This is a genomic window from Mesorhizobium shangrilense (genome assembly GCF_028826155.1).
Classification (GTDB): domain Bacteria; phylum Pseudomonadota; class Alphaproteobacteria; order Rhizobiales; family Rhizobiaceae; genus Arvimicrobium; species Arvimicrobium flavum.
The window spans coordinates 3,142,725-3,162,297 of the sequence record NZ_JAQGPN010000001.1 but is presented as its reverse complement, the minus strand read 5'-3'; the positions used below and the strand labels follow the sequence as shown (position 1 = coordinate 3,162,297).

The 19,573-nt window shown below is 61.1% G+C and carries 15 protein-coding genes; 12 read left to right on the top strand and 3 right to left on the bottom strand.

Annotated elements, in window-relative coordinates; genetic code table 11:
* Positions 1–139: 139 nt before the first annotated feature.
* Positions 140–2,425 (top strand): AAA family ATPase, encoded by a 2,286-nt coding sequence (locus tag PD284_RS15260; protein WP_274629030.1) that lies wholly within the window; start codon positions 140–142, stop codon positions 2,423–2,425.
* A 209-nt stretch (positions 2,426–2,634) separates the two neighbouring features.
* On the opposite strand, the gene PD284_RS15255 is transcribed toward PD284_RS15260, so the two are convergent.
* A protein-coding gene (locus PD284_RS15255) for an IS630 family transposase (RefSeq protein WP_274627599.1) occupies positions 2,635–3,577 on the bottom strand; the annotation gives its coding sequence in 2 pieces (ribosomal slippage) (positions 2,635–3,240 and positions 3,242–3,577; 942 coding nt in all).
* Positions 3,578–4,218: 641 nt separating this feature from the next.
* Positions 4,219–4,479, bottom strand: coding sequence for a helix-turn-helix domain-containing protein (locus tag PD284_RS15250; protein WP_274629029.1), 261 nt, complete (start codon positions 4,477–4,479; stop codon positions 4,219–4,221).
* A 187-nt stretch (positions 4,480–4,666) separates the two neighbouring features.
* Here PD284_RS15250 and PD284_RS15245 point away from each other — a divergent pair, with 187 nt between their 5' ends.
* The 4 genes from PD284_RS15245 (at position 4,667) to PD284_RS15230 (ending at position 7,838) form a co-directional block, all read left to right on the top strand.
* Entirely contained in the window at positions 4,667–5,008 is a 342-nt protein-coding gene (locus PD284_RS15245) for a DUF6634 family protein (protein WP_274629028.1), read from the top strand.
* A 9-nt stretch (positions 5,009–5,017) separates the two neighbouring features.
* Positions 5,018–6,550 carry an AAA family ATPase gene (locus tag PD284_RS15240; protein WP_274629027.1) on the top strand — a complete coding sequence of 511 codons (1,533 nt, stop codon included), beginning with the start codon at positions 5,018–5,020 and terminating at the stop codon, positions 6,548–6,550.
* Between the two features lie 121 nt (positions 6,551–6,671).
* Positions 6,672–7,058 carry a hypothetical protein gene (locus PD284_RS15235; protein WP_274629026.1) on the top strand — a complete coding sequence of 129 codons (387 nt, stop codon included), beginning with the start codon at positions 6,672–6,674 and terminating at the stop codon, positions 7,056–7,058.
* 21 nt (positions 7,059–7,079) lie between these two features.
* Positions 7,080–7,838, top strand: coding sequence for a metallophosphoesterase (locus PD284_RS15230; protein ID WP_274629025.1), 759 nt, complete (start codon positions 7,080–7,082; stop codon positions 7,836–7,838).
* A 297-nt stretch (positions 7,839–8,135) separates the two neighbouring features.
* Here the strand turns inward: PD284_RS15230 and PD284_RS15225 are convergent, their stop codons facing one another.
* Entirely contained in the window at positions 8,136–8,399 is a 264-nt protein-coding gene (locus PD284_RS15225; RefSeq protein ID WP_338036659.1) for a response regulator transcription factor, read from the bottom strand.
* A 476-nt stretch (positions 8,400–8,875) separates the two neighbouring features.
* On the opposite strand from PD284_RS15225, the gene PD284_RS15220 reads away from it, so the two are divergent.
* From PD284_RS15220 to PD284_RS15190, 7 genes are all read left to right on the top strand, one after another.
* A complete protein-coding gene (locus PD284_RS15220; RefSeq protein WP_274630651.1) occupies positions 8,876–10,501 on the top strand; it encodes an arylsulfatase in 1,626 nt (541 codons plus the stop codon).
* A gap of 72 nt (positions 10,502–10,573) precedes the next feature.
* Positions 10,574–11,581 carry an HAD family hydrolase gene (locus tag PD284_RS15215; protein ID WP_411956218.1) on the top strand — a complete coding sequence of 336 codons (1,008 nt, stop codon included), beginning with the start codon at positions 10,574–10,576 and terminating at the stop codon, positions 11,579–11,581.
* A 213-nt stretch (positions 11,582–11,794) separates the two neighbouring features.
* Positions 11,795–12,388, top strand: a complete 594-nt coding sequence (locus PD284_RS15210) for a hypothetical protein (RefSeq protein WP_274630650.1) — start codon at positions 11,795–11,797, stop codon at positions 12,386–12,388.
* Positions 12,389–12,477: 89 nt separating this feature from the next.
* Entirely contained in the window at positions 12,478–12,906 is a 429-nt protein-coding gene (locus PD284_RS15205; RefSeq protein ID WP_274629023.1) for a DUF2721 domain-containing protein, read from the top strand.
* A complete protein-coding gene (locus PD284_RS15200; protein WP_411956217.1) occupies positions 12,899–15,169 on the top strand; it encodes a multiheme c-type cytochrome in 2,271 nt (756 codons plus the stop codon). The genes PD284_RS15205 and PD284_RS15200 overlap by 8 nt, the downstream gene beginning before the upstream one ends.
* A gap of 470 nt (positions 15,170–15,639) precedes the next feature.
* The gene (locus tag PD284_RS15195; RefSeq protein WP_274629021.1) at positions 15,640–18,639 is read left to right on the top strand and encodes an N-6 DNA methylase; all 3,000 of its coding nucleotides are present in this window, start codon (positions 15,640–15,642) and stop codon (positions 18,637–18,639) included.
* Complete coding sequence (locus PD284_RS15190; RefSeq protein ID WP_274629020.1) at positions 18,636–19,361, top strand: hypothetical protein; 726 nt, start codon at positions 18,636–18,638, stop codon at positions 19,359–19,361. The genes PD284_RS15195 and PD284_RS15190 overlap by 4 nt, the downstream gene beginning before the upstream one ends.
* Positions 19,362–19,573: the final 212 nt, after the last annotated feature.

Genomic DNA, 19,573 nt, shown 5'->3' with positions numbered 1-19,573 from the left:
TTGGGTTGCTGAAGTCTGGTCCTCGGAGCCGCGTCGTAGCGGTCCCGAAAAGCCACGGTGAGCGGCACGCAGTGAGCGAGGCGCAGGGACCCGCGACGGAACGTCGTGGGTGGCCGCAGTGAACGGAGAGTCGAGCACCGTGGCAGGGACCACTAAGCGACGAGGCGGTGCAGAGGGGCAGACGGCCGTGGTCCTTGGTGAGCGTTCTGAGCAGTCTTCTTGGGAGCTGTCGATCACGTCCGTTCATGCCAGCCGGTTCGGTGACCATGTCATCATCGGCCGCGACGAGACCGAACAGCTCCGTCGTGCCCTCGTCCCTTCGAAGAGATCGCCGCGCGACCCAGCCGTGGGCGAGACGTGGCGTGTCTCGGGCTACATCCAGCTTCATCCTCGGTACGGACCGCAACTCCATGCCGAGGTGTCCCTGCCGTTGGTGACCAAGGGGCGCGCGATCATCCGGCATCTCGCCGCCGACAAGCGCTTTGTCGGTATCGGATGGGCGACGGCGGAGAAGGTCTGGGATCGCTTCGGCGAGACTATCTACGACGTAATCCGGGATCGGGACCTGAAGGCGCTCGCGGACGTCGTTGGTGCGGATCGGGCCATCGCTATCGTCCACGGGTTCGGCATGCTCGCCGAGGAGGTCGAAATCTTCCGCTGGCTGGATCGGTACGGCGTCTCGCCTCGTGTGGCGGGTGCTGCCGCCCGTGTCTGGGGTTCTGGAGCGATCGACCGCATCAAGGCCGATCCGTTCACTATGACGTTGCTGGAGCCGTGGAAGGACGTGGACGCGAGGGCGCTTCGGCTGGGCGTCGCCCTCGATGATCCGAGGCGACTGTCGGCCGCCGTCGAGGAGGCGCTGGCAATCCGGTTCCGGGCTGGAAACATGGCCTCCCCTTCCCCGATTCTGAAACCGCTGGTGAAACGCCTGCTCGCATCTTGGACCGGCGATCCGGCGAGTGCCATCGATCTGGCAGTGGCCAGCGGTCGCGTGGTGTCGCCAGCCGCCGAGCTTCTGCAGTCGAGGGCCTGCCAGTTCATGGAGGAAGAGGTCGCGCGACAGATCGGCGAGCGCATTGGTCGTGAGGTTCCGGGCTTCGAGGGCAAGCTCGTCGTCGACGCCATCGCCAAGGTCGAGGAGGATATCGGTTACGCCCTCACCGATGCGCAGCGAGAGGCGGTCTTCATGGCCACGACCTGTGGCATCTGCGTGATCAGCGGCGGCGCGGGCACGGGAAAGACGACCGTCGTCCGGGCGATCCTCACCGCCTTGGAGTCCATCCGCGATGGTCTTCCAGTTTCCCAACGCCATGGCGTCGAGCATCTGCAGGTGGCTCTGGCAGGCCGTGCCGTCAGGCGGATCAGCGAAGCGACAGGCCGCCCGGCAAGCACCCTCTCGCGGCTAGTTCACGGCATCGAGGATGCTGGTCGCCGTATCGAGGCAGGAACCCTTATCTTCGACGAATCGTCGATGCTCGATACCCCGTCGATCTACCGTGTGCTCGCCCAGTTGCCTATCGAGGTCAACCTGATCTTCATCGGCGATCCCGGTCAGCTCCCGCCTATCGGACCCGGCCTTCCCTTCCACACCATGGTCAAGACAGCGGACATCCCTTCGGTTACCTTGGATGTCGTTCACAGGCAAGACGATGCCACCGGCATCCCAGCCGTCGCATCGGCTGTGCGCATCGGGAAGGCAGTCGACCTCAGACGCTTTGATCCGAACGTCGCATTGACACCTGGCGTCTATTTCTTCCCGGCGTCGAAAGACGACGTGGCCGGGAAGACCGTAGCTGCCTTCCGCGCGATGTGTGGCCGCGTGCCAGCCTACGGCAAGTCAGCAGCTCTGCACGAGATGGACGTCCAGATACTCACCCAGGTGAAGAACGGCCCGGCCGGATCGAAGGAACTGAACCGTGCCATCGAGGTCGAGTATATGGCCCGGCAGGCAAACATCGAGGACTGGGGCTTGAGCGTCGGCTCGAAGATCATGTGGTTGAAGAACGACTATACCAAGTCCCCTCAGCTCGACGCCGCAGGAGACCCTGTAGTCGACAAGGTAACGGGCAATCCGATCTGCGCAGGGTTCATGAACGGCTCATTGGGCATCGTCTCCAAGCTCCATCCCAAGGGTGCCTGGGTTCGGTTCGACGACGGAGTGGAAGACGCGATCACCGCGGCGGACCTTGAGAAACTTACCTACGGCTGGGCAATCAGCGTCCACAAGGCGCAAGGCTCCGCGTTCAAACGGGTCATCATCCCCGTTGTGCAGTCAAAGCTGCTCGACCGGACCATGCTTTACACCGCGATCACGCGGGCTATCGAAACCGTGGTCCTGGTGGGTGATCTCGACCATCTCAACGAAATCGTCTGCTCGTCTCCGAGAAGTCTTGAGCGGGGGAACGCCTTAGCCTTCTCGATCTAGCGACCCGCTGTTGCTGGCCGCGCGACTCCCTCTATATGGCCGTCATGGTGGTGGGGGAAGCGAACAGAAATGATCCAGAATCATGCCGCAGTTATTCCCGTCCCTGGCGACGACGAACCAGTCGGTGAGCGGGAGCTCGGCGGCGATCAAGATGTGATAGAGCAGCCAAGGTCAAAGACGGCGAGGCAACACCCTAGAGCGGCGTGCATTCAGGCATACCCGGCGGCCTTGAAGTAGTTCTGGCATTCGGTTGATGGGTAGAGGGTGCAGATGTCGCCGATGGCCTGCCAGAGGCGGTCGATGGTTCGGATGGCGCGCGTCCTGAGGTGAGCCTTCAGCTTTGAGAAGGCCATCTCGATGGGGTTGAGATCGGGGCTGTAGGGCGGCAGGAACAGCATCCATGCGCCACGCGCCCGGATGGCGGCCTGCGCCTTTGGGCTCTTGTGGGCGGCGAGGTTGTCGAGGATGACGACGTCGCCTTTGGACAGCGTCGGTGCGAGTTGGGTCTCGACATAGGTTTCGAAGATGCAGCGGTTCATCGGCCTGTCGACGACGAAGGGCGCAGTCAGGCCGAAGCATCTCAGCCCGGCAATGAAGGTCTGGGTCTTCCAGTGCCCGAACGGCGCCTTCGAGCGCAGCCGCTGGCCTTTTGGACATCGGCCGCGCAGGCGCGTCATCTTTGTGGTGGTTCCGGTCTCGTCGATGAACACCAGGCGATGGGGTTCAAGCCGCATCCTCGGCTGGCGGGCGACCCACTCCTGGCGCGCGGCTGCGACGTCGGGCCGGTCCTGCTCGCTGGCCAACAGCGTTTTTTTTGAAGCGGTAGCCGTTGCGGATCAGCCAGCGCGAGATCGAGGACGGCGCGACGACCGTGTCTCGCCCGGCCAGTTCGGAAGCCAGCTCCGGCATGGTGATGTCGTCTTGCTCGGCGATCCGGCGCACCAGGAAATCCCGGTGCGGATCGAGTTTCGAGTAGCGCCAGCCGCCCTCCGGCTTTGCCTTGAGGCTGCCGCTCGCACGATACGCCGCCATCAGCTTGACGACGAACGACACCGAAACGCTGAAATGGGCCGCAGCCGCATGACACGTCCCGCCGCGCCCCACAAAGCCCGCAACACGCTCACGAAGATCAAGCGAATAGGATCGGGTCATCGCAAATCACCTCCAACCGAAGTGAATCACGAAAACCCAGCTGCTAGAATCTCTTAGATTCAGTCAGAACGCCCGACGCTCTAGAGAAGTGGGAAGCGGCACTGGTTAAGGCCATGATCCGCCGGAAGCAGTTCAACGACCAGGATATACTCGCTTACTTCACTCGCCGAAGAGGACTGTGAACCACCGCCTGATTGGAGAAATCCGGACCGGGGCCAAACACAAAGCTGTAAAGGCTTCTTTTGACCTATTGGGAGAGTCGTATGCGAAACATCCCCCCACTCTTTTCTGTCGCTAGTACAGCACGCCGCTCGCTCCCGTCATAAGCAGTTGGGGGCGGCGCGCCATTCAATAGCGCCGAAGCCGCCCCCAACTGCGTCTGCAAGTCTCCGCCGCTGTTCGTTTCCGGTGCCTTCAGTGCCAAGCGCCCGGACCCACCTAAGGTGGGCTTTGAGAGCAGAATTCCAGCGAACCTTTGGCTCGATATGACTGCTCTGGTCCGCGGTGGTGCGTGCAGAGCATCTTGAGCACGACAGGAATGAGGCTGCTTCCTTGCCAAGCCAGCAATTTCTCGCTGGCTCGTTCCTTTAGGGGCGACGTCCATTGGTTCGCCGCAGCAGCTTCTCAATTTAGTCAAGCGGTTAGAACCGCAGATCGTCACGCGATAGAAGCGACAAGGGAATGCGCAATCCCGGCCCTTTGTCGTCGTTGCTTGGAGTGAATTCCACACCTTGCGCTTCCAGTGCCGCTTGAACGCGCTGCAGCGTTCTTACCGCGACACGTTCGTTTCTCTCAATTCGCAGGATTGTTCGCTTTCCGACACCGGATAACTCCGCCAATTTCGACTGGCTCATGTCCAGCGCCGCGCGCGCGGCCCGCAAGATTTCGTTCGGTACAATCATTTCCGCCAGACGTTCATTACACGGCATTCGACCACAGGAATGCAGTCGCCACAAATCGACGTCACCGACGCCAATAAATGGCGTTCTGGACGCCGATCAGCGGGCGCCGTATGTCTGTTTCGTTGATTCCAGCGAATCAAGGATCCGAAAGGGTCGAATCCTTGGGCGGACAGACGGAGGCTTGCTAATGCTGCTGTTCAACCAGCGCGACGAACCCAGGGTCGAGTTTGCATGTGAGATGGAGCGGCTGGCCGCGCTGGTCGCCGACATGGAACGCATTCATCGTGGTGTGCCTCCGGAGGCGATGGCCGGTGTTGATGCGCCGGTCCTTGACCGATGGGTCCTAGCGATGCGGACCGTGCCTTGCCTTGCCGGACTGTCGACGGGTCATCCCGAGCTTGTCGGCGAGAACAGGCTGATCGGCACGTCGGCCCTGTGGCTACTGTCGAAGGACCATGCCTGGGCGCGGACGCTTTCGCGCTGGTATCGGCTCGGCCGCCCCGCCGAGCGTTCCGGCTTGAATGCCTGAGGCGTGGCGATGAGTTCCAAGGATTCACTGGACCGCCATTTCAGCCGCCGCCTGACCGCTGCCCTGCAGGGACTGCACCTGCCGAGCGAGGACGAGCTGCTGCGCGGCATGAACTTCTTCCGCAATGACCTTAAAGAGGACATCCGGGAATATGCCGAGCGCCTGTCACGAAGGATGAGAAAGCGCGGCGATCTCGCGCTTGCCGCCTTCGCCGCAGTCCTGGAGGAACTGGCTGTCGTGCAAAGCGAAGACGGCGTGCAGTCCCTGGTCCGGTGCCTCGATGCCGTGGATGACGTGAAGGGCGTGCCAGTCGCGGCGTGTCGGTTGCGGTGCCAGTACTATCTGGCCTCCTTCGGCGACCCGGATGCTGCGGCCGCGATTGCCGGCGAAGCTGCAACGGTCGTTCTGGGAGACATCAACGAACGTGATGACTTGCAAATGGTCGGTCGGGCGCTCGCCTGGGGCGTGATGGCACGTACGCTCGCCCATGCGGTCAAGATCGACGGCTTTTATGCCTCGCAACGATCGCTCGCCCTCACGCAGCATGGCTACGAGCGTGATTTCGAGGCGGCAATCAAGCGCGCAGTGAGAAAGAGAGAGCCGGAACAGAAGGAGGTCCCTGCCGACGATGCCTTCGTGCTGGACCTCGAAGACGAGACGGTGGGCGCTGCCGAAATGGATGGATCGGTGGTCGTATTCACCTCCATCGGCAACGACACGACCACGGAGGGGAAGCGCGTCGCCAAGGAGTTCGTGGGATTTGCGCGGCGCCGCCTTCCGTTGCCCATTGCGCCCGACCTTTCCGTCGTCCGGACGCGACTGACAGCGGAGTTTCCCTGGGCCGTGTCGATAGCCGACGAGATGTTGAAGGGGCTCGTCGGCAGGGATCATGTGCTGATACGGCCGACCATCCTGCTCGGAGCGCCCGGATGTGGCAAGACGAGGTTTTCGAGAAGATTGATCGAGGAACTAGGCGTTCCCTACGAACTGGTCTCCTGCGGCGGCTTGAGCGACAGCGCGATCGGCGGCACCCCGCGCCGCTGGTCATCCGGTGAGCCGAGCCTCGCCGTCATGGCGGTGCGCCGCCAGGAAAGCGCCGGACCCGCGATCATCCTCGACGAGATCGAGAAGGTGGGCAACAGCCGCCACAACGGCAATGTCCATGACGTCCTGGTGGGACTTCTCGAGAAGGAGACTTCGTCCCGCTGGTTCGACCCTTATGTCGAGTCGAACTGCGACCTGTCGCAAATCTCCTGGCTGATGACGGCGAACGAAGTCGACAGCGTTCCGGCCGTGCTGCGCGACCGATGCCGCATCCTTCGTTTTCCAGAACCTGGCCCGGAACATCTTCCGCTGCTGGCGAGCCGCATTATCGAGAAGCTCTATCTCGAGCAGGGCCACGACCCGCGCTGGGCGACACCGCTTGAGGGATACGAGATCGAGGCCCTGGTCCGCGCCTGGAAGGGTGGCTCGATCAGGAAGGTGGTGCGTCTCGTCGAAGCGCTTGTCGAAACCCGCGAACGGCACCGAGAATCGCAATGAGCGGCGCACATGCTGCAAGCCCTCCAACGGAGAAGGGACCAAGCCCGGCTGTCAGTGGCCAAGCATGTTGGTCGGAAGGGATCCTCGACAACGGTGGCAGCGGCGGGAACGGGGGTGTCTGATGGACCAGAGGCTTGTGGCGGCGCTTCAGACCGTCGGCAGCACGAACAGGCAGGAGGCCGCAACCGCACTGGTTTCGGCGTTGCGCGCTGTTGGCGTCGGGCGACATACGGTTCGGGCTGCCCGAAATCGCTTCGACAACATCCTCAGCCAGGCCGGCCATGGCACGCCGCAACTGATCGGCCACAAGTCTAAGGACATGATCGTCGTCATGTCGCTCTACGATCTGGTCGAGATGTTTCAGGCTGCAGCTGAAAAGCAGTCCTTTGGCGAGGCGCTGGATGCAGCAGGTTTCCAGGCCGTCACCGGCAAGGAAATCTCCGTCAGGGAGGGCCTTCCTGCGGAACAGCTGGTGTGGAGTCGGTTCAAAAGGCCGGGCGGCGAATGACCGACATTCTGGTTCGCTGACATGAAAATCTGGATTCTCTCCGACCTGCATCTCGAGTATGCCGACCTGCGGCAGCCTTTGGCCATCCCCGACGCCGACGTCTGCGTCATGGCTGGAGATCTTTGCCGCGCTCCTGCCAATGGCGTGCACTGGCTGGCCAGGCACATCGCTCACGCCATGCCTTGCGTTTACGTCGCCGGAAACCACGAGTTCTACAAGGGCTCGATCAAGGAAGCACTGGAAGACGGTCGATCGGCGGCAGCTCAACTCCCCAATGTTCACTTCCTCGAGAATGACGTCACCGTCGTCGAGGGTATCCGTTTCATAGGCGCCACGCTCTGGACCGACTACCGGATCAAGGGACATCCGGAGGTGGCCATGTTCCACGCGCGCGAGCGCATGAACGATTATCGCCAGATCGCCACACAGCGGAACCCGTGGCAGCGCTTCGTACCCGAAACAGCGTACCGGATGCACCAGCAGTCACGCCTGTTCATCGACTCCGCCCTAAAAGCCGATCCCATCAAGACGGTCGTGGTCACCCATCATCTGCCGCATGCCCGATCCATCCCGCCGCGCTTCCAGGGCGACCTCCTCAATGCGGCCTATGCATCGGACCTGTCCGGCGTGATAGAAAGCGGCGGGCCCGCGCTCTGGGTGCATGGCCACACGCATGACAGCTGTGACTACATCGTCGGCGACATGCGCATCGTGTGCAACCCGCGCGGCTACGAGGATGAGAACACAAAGTTCGATCCGACGCTTGTGGTCCGCGTGTAGTGCGTCGCCGAAGCTGGCGCAGACTCGGGTCTCGCCAGATGGCGGAGAGAGGCTACCGGATTCTTCGCGCGCCAGGAAATGGCAGCAATGCCCGCATCTCGGCCGTAGAGTATCAGTTTTGCGGTGCCCGGAAGCGGACATCTACGATGGCGACGCCAAAGGTCGTGGTTGCGCCATTGGTCGACGTCAGGGCCCGCACCTCCGAAGAGAACCGCAGCAGGCAATAGGCATTTAGCTTCGGCTCATCGGAGAGCTGATGATCGTGCGAACTCGCGGCTGCCGGGATGGTGAGCCGAGCTAGCGGGGGCAGATATATTGGCCTTTGGGGAAGAGATTGGCAGCGAGGCTGTATAGCTGAATGCGCCCCAGTTTCTCGGCGACGGAAACCATCGCGGCAAGTGATGTCACGTTGAGCTTTTCCATGATGTGGTGGGCGAGCGCGCGCTCGATCACCTCCCGCAAGATCGTTGAGGGGACGGGTTTCTCCATAAAATCGTCGGCGCCATCCTTCTGAACGCCTGCTGCGATGTTGCCTTGGCCCGTCTGGAAGACGATCGGCAACAGGGGGTCGCCTGGGCAAGCCTCTTATGCAGATCCGGACGGCTGAGTCCCGGCATGCACTGGTCGAGGAGGATGCAGTCGGCTTCGGATCTTGGCACTCGCGCCAGGAAATCCTCGCCAGATTCGTATCAGGTCACATGAAAACCATAGGTTTCGACAAGACGACCTAGCGCTGTTCGAAATGACGATCGAATACTCTGATCGCGAAACATTGCGGTTGTCCCTCATGTACCAGGCTTTGGAAAGTAGGTCCTGAGCAGCCCCGCCGCATCTGCCTGCGAGCAAATTCCCCAATGGACAATATCACCAAGTCGTGGGCTGAACTATCGTTGCATTCTCATGGCGCGCCGAGCGGGTTAAGTCGGCGCACTGGCAGGAACCATCGGGTTCGGGCGGCGGGCGTTTCTATTCTCCAGTGAAGGAGCAGAAAGATGCGACCTAGAATTCCTTGCTATGGCATCGCGACCTGGGCTGCCATGATCGCACTCTACAGTGGCTTTACCCCAGTCGCCCTCGCACAGGATGCGCAAAGACCCAACATCCTGTTTATCGTCTCGGACGATACCGGTTATGGCGATCTTGGCCCCTACGGCGGAGGCGAAGGACGCGGCATGCCGACGCCGAGCATCGACAGGCTCGCAGCCGAAGGGATGACCTTCTTCTCGTTCTACGCCCAGCCGAGTTGCACGCCCGGCCGTGCCGCTATGCAGACCGGTCGCATCCCGAACCGCAGCGGCATGACGACGGTCGCCTTCCAGGGTCAGGGCGGCGGACTGCCGGCGGCGGAATGGACGCTTGCCTCGGTGCTCAAGCAGGGCGGCTACAAGACCTACTTCACCGGCAAATGGCACCTGGGCGAAGCCGACTATGCTCTGCCCAATGCCCAAGGCTACGATGTGATGAAGTATGCCGGGCTCTACCACCTCAATGCCTACACCTACGCCGATCCGACCTGGTTCCCGGGCATGGATCCGGCGCTGCGTGAAATGTTCCAGAAGGTCACCAAGGGGTCGCTGTCCGGCAATGCCGGGGAGACCGCGAAGGAGGACTTCAAGATCAACGGCCAATATGTCGACACACCTGTGATCGACGGCAAGGAGGGTGTCGTCGGCATCCCCTTCTTCGACGGCTATGTCGAGAAGGCGGCCATCGAGTTCCTCGATGATGCAGCCAAGACGCCGGACCAACCCTTCTTTATTAATGTGAACTTCATGAAGGTCCACCAGCCGAACATGCCGGCGCCGGAATTCCAGCACAAGTCGATATCAAAGTCGAAATATGCAGACTCTGTCGTCGAACTCGACACCCGCATCGGCCATATCATGGATAAGCTGCGCGACACTGGCATGGACAAGAATACGCTGGTTTTCTACACGACCGACAACGGCGCATGGCAGGATGTCTACCCGGACGCCGGCTATACGCCATTCCGCGGCACCAAGGGAACGGTCCGTGAAGGCGGCAACCGCGTTCCGGCAATCGCCGTCTGGCCAGGCAAGACCAAGCCCGGCTCCAGGAACCATGAGATAATCGGCGGTCTCGACCTGATGGCGACCTTTGCGTCGGCAGCCAAAGTACCGTTGCCGACGAAGGACCGGGAGGACAAGCCGATAATCTTCGACAGCTACGACATGACGCCCGTTCTGACCGGCTCGGGCAAGTCGCCGCGCACTGAGTGGTTCTATTTCACCGAGAACGAACTGTCGCCCGGCGCCGCCCGCGTCAACAGTCTCAAGGCCGTTTTCAACCTGCGCGGCGACAATGGTGCGCAGACTGGCGGACTGGCGGTTGACTCGAACCTCGGCTGGAAGGGGGCCGATAAATACGTCGCGACGGCTCCGCAGATTTTCGATCTCCTGCAGGACCCCCAGGAGCGCTACGACATCTTCATGAACAACTTCACCGAGCACACCTGGGCTATGGTCACGATCTCGGAAGCCATCACCAAGCTCATGAAGACCTATGTGGAGTATCCGCCGCGCAAGCTGCAGAGCATGACCTACACCGGTCCCCTCACGATCTCGAGCTACCAGCGGTTCCAGTGGGTTCGCGATCAGCTCGAGAAAGAAGGCGTCACCATGACGATGCCCAGCGGCAACTGACCGACCGTCCCGGAGGCCTGGGCGCCGGGCCTCCTCCTGTTCGCGTTGACGACCGAAACGGCGGAGAAAATGATGCTCATGCCACGTCATCTCCAGACGGCAGCGCGTGCCGTCATTGTGCTCCTGGCGGTTGCCCTGTCTCCTATTGCAGCAACCGCCCAGACCGATCCATTGCCGTCATGGAACGACACAGCCCCGAAGGCTGCGATCGTCGAGTTCGTCGAGAAAGTGACCAAGGAGGGGTCGGCCGATTTCGTGGCCGAGCCTGAGCGCATCGCGGTGTTCGACAATGACGGCACGCTGTGGACCGAGCATCCGATGTACGTCCAGCTTGCCTTCGCGCTCGACCGGGTGCGGGCCGAGGCGCTGAACCACCCGGAATGGAAGACGACCCAGCCGTTCAAGGCGGCGCTCGACGGGGACATGAAGGCGCTCGCGGCAGCCGGCCAAAAGGGGCTGATGGAGCTTATCATGGCAACTCATGCCGGCATGACCACGGACGAGTTCCAGAAGGTCGTAGCGGACTGGATCACGACCGCGCGCGACCCCCGTTTCAAGAAGCCTTACACAGATCTCGTCTATCAGCCGATGCTCGAACTCCTTTCCTATCTGCGCGCCAACGGCTTCAAGACGTTCATCGTCTCTGGCGGCGGCATCGAGCTCATGCGCCCCTGGACCGAGCGGGTCTACGGAGTTCCGCCCGAGCAGGTGGTGGGTTCCTCGATCAAGACGCAATTCGAGATGAAGGACGGCACGCCCACCCTGTTTCGCCTGCCGCAAGTCAACTTCATCGACGACAAGGCCGGCAAGCCGGTAGGCATCAATGAGCACATCGGCCGCAAGCCGATCGCCGCGTTCGGAAATTCCGACGGCGACCTTGAAATGCTTCAATGGACTACGATGGCCCCCGGCGCCCGCTTTGGCCTGATCGTGCACCACACCGACGCAGAGCGCGAATACGCCTACGATCGTGACACCGAATTCGGACGTCTCGACAAGGCGCTCGATGCCGCGGCCGTAAACAGCTGGACCGTTGTCGATATGAAGGCCGACTGGAAGAAGGTGTTCCCGGGAGACTAGCGCCTCGCGTCCTGCACCCCTCGCGCCGAGGGGCGTTAGGCCGTCGGGTTATGAACACGAGCGGAGCTTAGGCACGGTCTCGAGGTCCTTAGACCCTGGCGGATCCGCTCCGATAGATTTGGTACCGGTTCGCTTCGGTGGACGATCATGGCCAATGCGAGGTCGCCGTCTCGACATGAACTGCGCTGGGCTCCTGCGCTCGCCATCGTCGTGGTGCTCGGATTGCTCGAGGTGCTGCCACATCATGTCCAGATCGCGCCGAAGTGGTTTTCGTATGTCATTGCGCTGGTGATTCTGGTGCCGATGGCCGCCGTCACCTTTTCCGCCGGCAACGCCCTCTTTTGGCAGCGCGCAGAGAGGATCGTCATCATCCTGTTCGCAGCCGGATACGTCGCGAACACGACGCTGGAGCTTGCGGACATGATCGGCATCATCACGCTGCATCCGCCGGAGACGCGCGCGGTCTCCTTGCTCTCGTCATCACTGGCCATCTGGGTCACCAACGTGCTCGCCTTTGCGATGCTCTACTGGCAGCTTGATCGTGGTGGTCCTTCCGCCAGGGAGAGCGGGGAAAATTCTCCGGACTGGCTCTTTCCGCAGGCCGCGACGCCTGATGTCGCTTCGCCGGATTGGCGGCCACTGTTCCTCGACTATCTTTCTTTGGCCTACAACACGGCGACCGCGTTCAGCCCCACAGATGTCCTCCCACTGAGCCGGCGGGCCAAGATGCTGATGATGCTGGAGAGCGGCATTGCGTTGCTGACCTTGGTGATCGTCGCAGCGCGCGCAGTGAACGCCATTACCTAGCGGCAGGACAAGGGGCGTAGGCAAGGTGATCTGTTTCGAGCTGCGAGCGTCTTCAGCCCCGCCCGGCACCGACAGGAGCAACGCGGCCGATGCCCGAAATTGATGCTGACCAGCTTTCGATCGTCATCTCGCACGCGTTGGCGCCGTCATTCCTGCTCACGGCGATCGCCGCTTTGATCTCGATCCTGATTGCCCGGATGACGCGCGTAACCGATCGGCTGCGCAAGCTGAACCTGATCGCGGACGATGATGCGGCGCGCGCCTGGCTGAAAGCGGACATTGCCAGGCTGAAGCGTCGGGAACGCCTCCTGAACCATTCGCTGCATCTGGTGGTGACCAGCGGCATCGCAATCACCGCGCTTCTGTTGTTCGGGTTCGTGGTGAGCCTTTTGGGCTATCGTCACGAACCCGGCGCGGGCGTATTGTTTGTCGTGGCTCTGGCCCTGCTCACGGGCGCTCTGCTGCGCTTCCTTCAGGAAATAAGGATCGCCCTGAGCGAGCCCGATCACCATGACTGAGCCTCGCAAAGGCGTCTTGCTGCAAATAGCGCTGGGGTTCTTTCTCGCGTTTGCCATGGCTGGATATGTATCGGCGACGGAGACCAGTCCTCACGTGTCCGACCCGCAGATTGCCGTTCATGATGGGTTCGTCGATGAGAAGAAATGCGCTACCTGCCATGAGAAGCAGGCGGCAGCATTTGCCAAGTCGCACCACGCCAAGGCGATGGCCGTTGCCGACGAAACGACCGTGCGCGCGAACTTTGACGACACCCGCTTCGAGCATGACGGCATCCTGACCACTTTTTTCGTGCGTGACGGCCAATACCTCGTCCGAACGGAGGGATCCGACGGCAAGCAAGCCGAATTCCAGGTCAAGTACACCTTTGCCTACGAACCGCTGCAGCAATATCTCGTCGATATCGGCGGTGGCAGGCTGCAAGCGCTCGATATCGCTTGGGATGCGAACAAGCGGGAATGGTTCTGGTTGGGTTCCGGCAAACCGGCTAAACCCGGTACCACTTCCCACTGGACCGGCCCCTTCTACCGCTGGAACAGGACGTGCATCGACTGCCACTCGACCGATCCGCAGGCGAACTTTCAGCCGGGAACCGGCGAGTACAAGTCGACCTATGTCGCGACCAGCATTGGTTGCCAGTCATGCCACGGCGGCGGCAGAAAACACATGGAATGGGCTGAGGCGGCAGTCCCGCCGCCCACCACCGATTTTGGCCTGGCCCCTGTCGACCAGAATGTGTGCCTGGGCTGCCATTCGCGCCGGATAAAACTTGTCGACGGCTACGGACCGGGCAAGACTTTCTTGGATCATTTCTCGCCTGACCTGCTGCGCCCGGACCTTTACTTTCCCGACGGACAGATACTGGACGAGGTGTTCGAATACGGCTCGTTCCAGCAAAGCAAGATGGCGAGGGCCGGCGTCGGATGCCTCGAGTGCCACCAGCAACACGAGGCGACCCTGAAGGCGGCGGGTAACGCGATATGCACACAGTGCCACACCGAGACAAAGTCGGACCGTTTCACAAGCTTTGATCCGAGCGGCAGTTTCGATACGCGCGAGCACACACATCATGCGGTCGGCTCCGCCGGCGGCCTTTGCGCCAACTGCCACATGCCGGAGCGCATCTACATGAAGGTCGATCCGCGGCGGGACCATTCGTTCGTCGTGCCACGGCCCGACTTGTCAATCGCCTATGGCACGCCGAACCCCTGCACGACCTGCCATGCGGCGGAGACGAACGAGTGGGCGGCGGCAGCGATGGACGAATGGTACGGGACGGCATGGCGCGAGCGCCCGACCATCGCACACGCGTTCGCTGGCGCAGCGAAAGACGATCCGGCCGCGGTTGAGGCGTTGCGTGCGCTCCTTGCCGATCGGGAGCAGGCTGGCATCGTCAAGGGAAGTGCGGTCGCGGAGATCGGTCGACTTGGCGGCGAGGCCGCCCTTGCCGACGTGAAGGCGGCGTCGGAGGACCCCGATCCCCTTGTCCGGCTGGGGGCCGCGCAGGCGGCCGGTAACCTCCCGCCTGAATTGAGGATCGATGCTGTTGGCAGGTTGCTTGCCGATGAGACCCGCGCCGTCCGGGTGGCCGCCGCCACGGCTCTCGGCAGCGCGCCGACCGCCGACCTGCTCGGCGACCAGCGGCGCAGCTTCGACGCTGCGCTGGAGGACCTGCGCGCCTACGTTCAATCCAATGCCGACATGGCCGAGGCACACAATACCTACGGCCTGTTCCTCATAGGTCAGCGTCGAGTGGACGAAGCGGAAGCCGCGCTGCGTCGCGCCATTTCGCTCGACGGAAGCCTTGCCGGCGCGCACGCCAATCTCGCCGAACTCTACAGGGCGACCGCCCAGAACGAGAAATCCGAACGCACCTATGCCGCGGCCATCGCGATACTGCCGGAGGATCCGCTCCTCCGCTATGGTCACGCCCTGGCGCTCGTTCGCGCAAACGATCGCTCAGGCGCCATCGAAGAGCTCGAGGCATCCGTCCGGCTCGCCCCCGCCAATGCCCAGTACCGGACAACGCTTGCGCTGGCGCTTGACTCTGTCGGCCGGAGCGAAGACGCCTTCGAGACGTTGGATCAAGCCGTTGCAAGCGGGGTGGCCGACTCAGACCTTCTGGGCGCGGCCATTCAGCTTGGCCTCAAGCTCCACCGCTATCGGGATACGCTCAAACATGCCGAAGCTTTGGCCCTCCTGCGACCGAACGATCCCGAGCTCGCGAGACTAGTGAGCCAGCTACGCACTGCGGGCGGAAACTAAGTCGCAAGCGAGAATGGAGAGAGAAAGCGACTATCGTCGACCGATGAAACCCATTGGGTCAACCAGAGACTTCGGTTCTAGTGGATGAAATGACAGCTATCGCTTTCTTGGTGCCAGAAGCTGCCAGTCCGTTCTCGGCCCCCAAACTGCCGGTCAGCAACGCGCCCGCATATCCGTCGTACTGACCATCAAGGCTATCACCCAGAAGCAGCCGTCTTGATGCCCCATCTGACCGGATGCCTACTCAACTATTCGGTCGCAGAGGCAAAACAAAAAGGGAACTTTTTTCGACAGAATCGTGGCATCCCCCGGCAATGGCATCGACACCCCGCTCCGACCTGTGTCGACCTCGCTAAGTCATTGATCCCGCTGAGCTTTCAGTTTCTTTAATTTCTTAATAGATTCAAAAGGTTAGACGTAGTACCGTGCGTTACGTGGAAGTGCCGTGGGGTTCCATAGGGTTGAGGGAATTGAGCGAACAGGTCACGATGCAGCCCGAAACGCACGACCGCCTCACGGCGGTTCGCGACCTGCTGGGCTATTCGCAGCGCCAGACATATTTCGAATTGGCCGACCTTTCCCGGCATCCGACGCTTCCTTATGTCGTTAGGCAAGCCCTGAGTGCCATGAAAATCCACGGCGTTTTCGCGCTCGAAGACGGTTTTCGGCCAGCGTCGCTCAAGCCCATCGTGTATCTCGCCAGTGCCGAATCTCCGGACGAAGTGGCTCACCTGCGTCGAGCGGTATGGAGCCAGGGGGTCGTGCCATTCCTGTTGATCGTCTGTGCGGACGAAGTGCTTGTCTGCGGTGGTTTCCAGTCGCCCGATATTGACCCTATCAAGGTGCGGCTCACCGGAACGGTTGCGGAATTGCCCGCCGCCCTTTTGTACTACAGCGCCAACCGGATCGCGTCGTCGTTGACCTGGCGCGACCTTGATATCCATCGGGATTCTAGTGTCGACAATCAGCTGGTCGATGCCATTGAAGCGCTGAACGTGCTGGCCCAGAAGAATTTTCCCGCCCTGGAAGGGCATCAGAACCTGATCAACGCGGTAATCGGCAAGTTCCTCTACACATACGTGCTGGCAGACCGTGGCATTCTTGCACCGGCCTGGCTTTCTCGGAAGCTGGCCGGCAACGACACCCCGTCGCTCCCGCTCTTCGTCGAAGCCATCTTTTCCGAAAATCCCAATGACGAGGTCCACGGAGCGTGGTCCTCAAGCGATGCGTTGGCCGCTTTCGACATCGTCGATGGCGCCATCAACGGCAGTGTCTTTAAGATAGAAGACGATCAGCGCGACCTAGTGACGGATGGCCTTTGCCGGCTGGTCCATCGGGTGGTGCGTTGCGGCGACACCATCACGGCCGGCGGTATCCAACACAGCTTTTTCAACGTGTCCTTTTCGATCCTGCGCACGGAGACGATCTCGGCCATCTACGAACGCTTCATCAAGATCGAAGACATTAAGCAGAAGCGGGACGACGGCGTATTCTATACCCCACCGCACCTGGTGGACCACGTACTGGATCGGGTGGAGGCGGTCGTCCCGATCACTTCCGACTCCGAATTGGTCGATCCTGCAGCCGGATCGGGGCTATTCCTGGTCGGCGCGTTCCGGCGACTGATGGAACGGTACACGCCTCGCGACGGCTGGAAGCCCCAGGACATCCGGCTGGCCAAGGCACTGTTGCTCAAGGGCATCCATGGCGTCGAATTACACGCACAGGCCGCGAACGTATGTCGCTTCAGCCTTTACTTGACCTTGCTGGACTATGTCGGCCGAGCGACGATAGACGAGCTGGTAGAGGCAGCAGGCGACGAAAAATTCCTGCCGGACCTTTCGGACAACGTCGTTTCCGAGAGCGCGTTTGCCACCAGGTTTCTCGGCCGCAAGTTCACCCACGTTGTGGGCAATCCGCCATGGTCGGCGTCGAGCGGCCAGAAGGATCGTACTAATCGGGATCAGGGTCGCGGCGGAGAAAGTGCCGGCGTCGCGGACTTCCGGATGGCATTGAGCCTTGCGAAGGTGCCTGTCGGTCAAGCGAGGTTGTCGGATCTTTTCTTCTGGCTCGCCATATTCAAGCTCGCCGCTAACGAGGCGACTGTTGCCATGATCCTTCCGGCCCGGTCGGTCATCGGTCGGTTGGCCGGCCCGTTCGCGCACGCGATCGGAAGTCGGACGACGTTGCGCTGGATCGGCAGCCTGTTCCATCTGCGCAGGAAGCTGTTCCCGGGCGTGGAAGCCTCCGCATGCGTGGTCGTGGTCACGAACCGCGAGCCGAACGCCGATGACAAAGTCGCGGTTTACCGCCCGCTTCTGTCTTCGTTGCCCGGTGGCAGAACGAACGAGGTCTGGAGCCTCCTAGCCTCGGATTCCGAGATTCAATACCACAGGGCGAAGGATTTCGGGGCAGGCAAAAGCGGATGGTTCACCCAAGCCATCCTGAGCGACTTCGATCGCCGCATGCATGACGCCCTGACGGTTTGGTCCAATTTCAACGACAAGACCTTGGCGCATTTTCTGGAACGTTCGGATCTTGCGATGGGAAAAGGGCGCAGTGGCCAGGATGCCGGTGTTTCACGCCGTCCGGTAGCGGAAGGATCGGAAAAGTCTGTTCAGATCATGGCTTTGACGCAAGCTCAGTTGCGGAAGGTAACGCCGAAATTCAGGGGCTACTTTGCCGGCGAGGTCATTCTTGTGCCGCGCAGCATGGCCCAGGCGCTCTATTTCAGCGAACCGGTGCTCTATCCATCTACCTTCAACGTGATCGTGAGGAAAAGCCAGGTAGTGGCGATGGAAGCGGACGAGTTCGCCAAGAGCATACCCTTTCCTGTCGGGTTCGAAGCGGCGTTCCGTGCCTTTATCGATTCTGGCGTAGTGCGGTACTTCGCGTCGATATACGGCGCCAGTTACCTTATGGATAAGGCTCGCTTCGAGAAGAACGACCTATTGGCAATTCCTTGCCCATTCACGGACTGGTCGGACGAGAAGTTCTTAGCATTGGGCAAGTCGACTCAGGTTGACACGGATATCCTCGACGCCATGGGTGCCGGCAAGGATTTCAAGGCCGCCTTCTCTGAATTCAAGGATTTCCGGCAATATTTCGCCAACGCCCAGTGCCCGGAAGGTAGTCAAAGGAACGTAAGCGAAGCCACGCGCCGCAGCTATGTAGATCGCTTGCAGTCCGAGCTCCGGGCGGCGGTCGGCAAGAGCCTGCCCATGAGCGTCGACATCAAGGCACAAGACGGCGAGGTCTTTCCGATTAGCATCCGGTTCGGAATACGCCGCGAGGAGTCCGTTCAGCCGTCGATGGGTAACGGCTTCATCGGCAACGCGGTAGTGGTCCCGACAGTGGACGGCGATGGAGCCTATATCTTCAAGACTTCTGTCAGGAGCGCATGGACAATCGACCAGGCCGTTACCGATGCCGCGACCCTAAGGCGATCTCTTCGGAGTTGGGTCCAGTGAGCCGCTCGACATTGGGTGCCGTACAGAGCGCTGAGTGGGCGGAGTTTCTCGGCAATGCCATAGGGGGCCTTCATGTCGCTGCCGACGAACTGAAGCTCAGGCGGGCGAAATACGAAGCGAAAAAAGACTGGTTCCGTAAGGGCAAGACCGGGATCCCGCAAGAAGAGGCGGTGAGCCGTGCCTTGGCGGACCTTTTCGCCTATCGCCGCGCCCAGCAAGCACTCTCCGACCCCGCCGATGGCGACGTCGATCTCCGCCACATCTCGATAGCTTGCGAGACCCCGCGACCCCTGGATCCCGGCATCAGCAAGCAAGCCAAGCCCACCGACTACACGATCATTTTGATGCGGGAATCCGAACTTGATTTACGCATCGAAGCCAAGACCGTACTCAATGAGCGCGAAATCAAGGCGGAATATCTCGGGCCGCGGGGGCTGAAACGGTTCGATGACGCCAGCAATCCCTACACGATTTCTTCGTATGGGGGCATGGTCGCCTATGTCGTCGATCACGACGCCCCGACCTGGAGCACGAGAATATCGACCGCATTGCTCGCCGAAATCGGCCAGGACCGAGCCGGTTCCATAGAGCTGGGAGCTCGCAAGCATCACGTCTCCAAGCATAGCATCCCGCTCGCGACGCGAGAAATGACCGGCGACATCGAAGTAAACGTCGTCCACTTCGTGTTGGAGGTCGAGGCTTCGCCTTCCCACCGGACCTAAATGGCTGTCAGCACAGCCCTCTGTCCTCCGAACCATCGGCGCCAGGTGCTAAGGTGGCAATCACAGGACTCAGATAGGCTAAACCCTTGCGCGATAGGGACAATATCCACTTCCGCCGCGCACGCATGCCAGCATATCGGCCTTCGTCGAGTTGCCATCAACTTTCGACAACGATCGCTGACTTGGCTAGAGATTGTCTCCGGTATGATCCG

Excerpts from the sequence above, each read along its gene's own strand:
- PD284_RS15250 (WP_274629029.1), bottom strand. The coding sequence starts at position 4,479 with ATGATTGTACCGAACGAAATCTTGCGGGCCGCGCGCGCGGCGCTGGAC.
- PD284_RS15245 (WP_274629028.1), top strand. The coding sequence starts at position 4,667 with ATGCTGCTGTTCAACCAGCGCGACGAACCCAGGGTCGAGTTTGCATGT.
- PD284_RS15240 (WP_274629027.1), top strand. The coding sequence starts at position 5,018 with ATGAGTTCCAAGGATTCACTGGACCGCCATTTCAGCCGCCGCCTGACC.
- PD284_RS15235 (WP_274629026.1), top strand. The coding sequence starts at position 6,672 with ATGGACCAGAGGCTTGTGGCGGCGCTTCAGACCGTCGGCAGCACGAAC.
- PD284_RS15230 (WP_274629025.1), top strand. The coding sequence starts at position 7,080 with ATGAAAATCTGGATTCTCTCCGACCTGCATCTCGAGTATGCCGACCTG.
- PD284_RS15220 (WP_274630651.1), top strand. The coding sequence starts at position 8,876 with ATGATCGCACTCTACAGTGGCTTTACCCCAGTCGCCCTCGCACAGGAT.
- PD284_RS15215 (WP_411956218.1), top strand. The coding sequence starts at position 10,574 with ATGCTCATGCCACGTCATCTCCAGACGGCAGCGCGTGCCGTCATTGTG.
- PD284_RS15205 (WP_274629023.1), top strand. The coding sequence starts at position 12,478 with ATGCCCGAAATTGATGCTGACCAGCTTTCGATCGTCATCTCGCACGCG.
- PD284_RS15200 (WP_411956217.1), top strand. The coding sequence starts at position 12,899 with ATGACTGAGCCTCGCAAAGGCGTCTTGCTGCAAATAGCGCTGGGGTTC.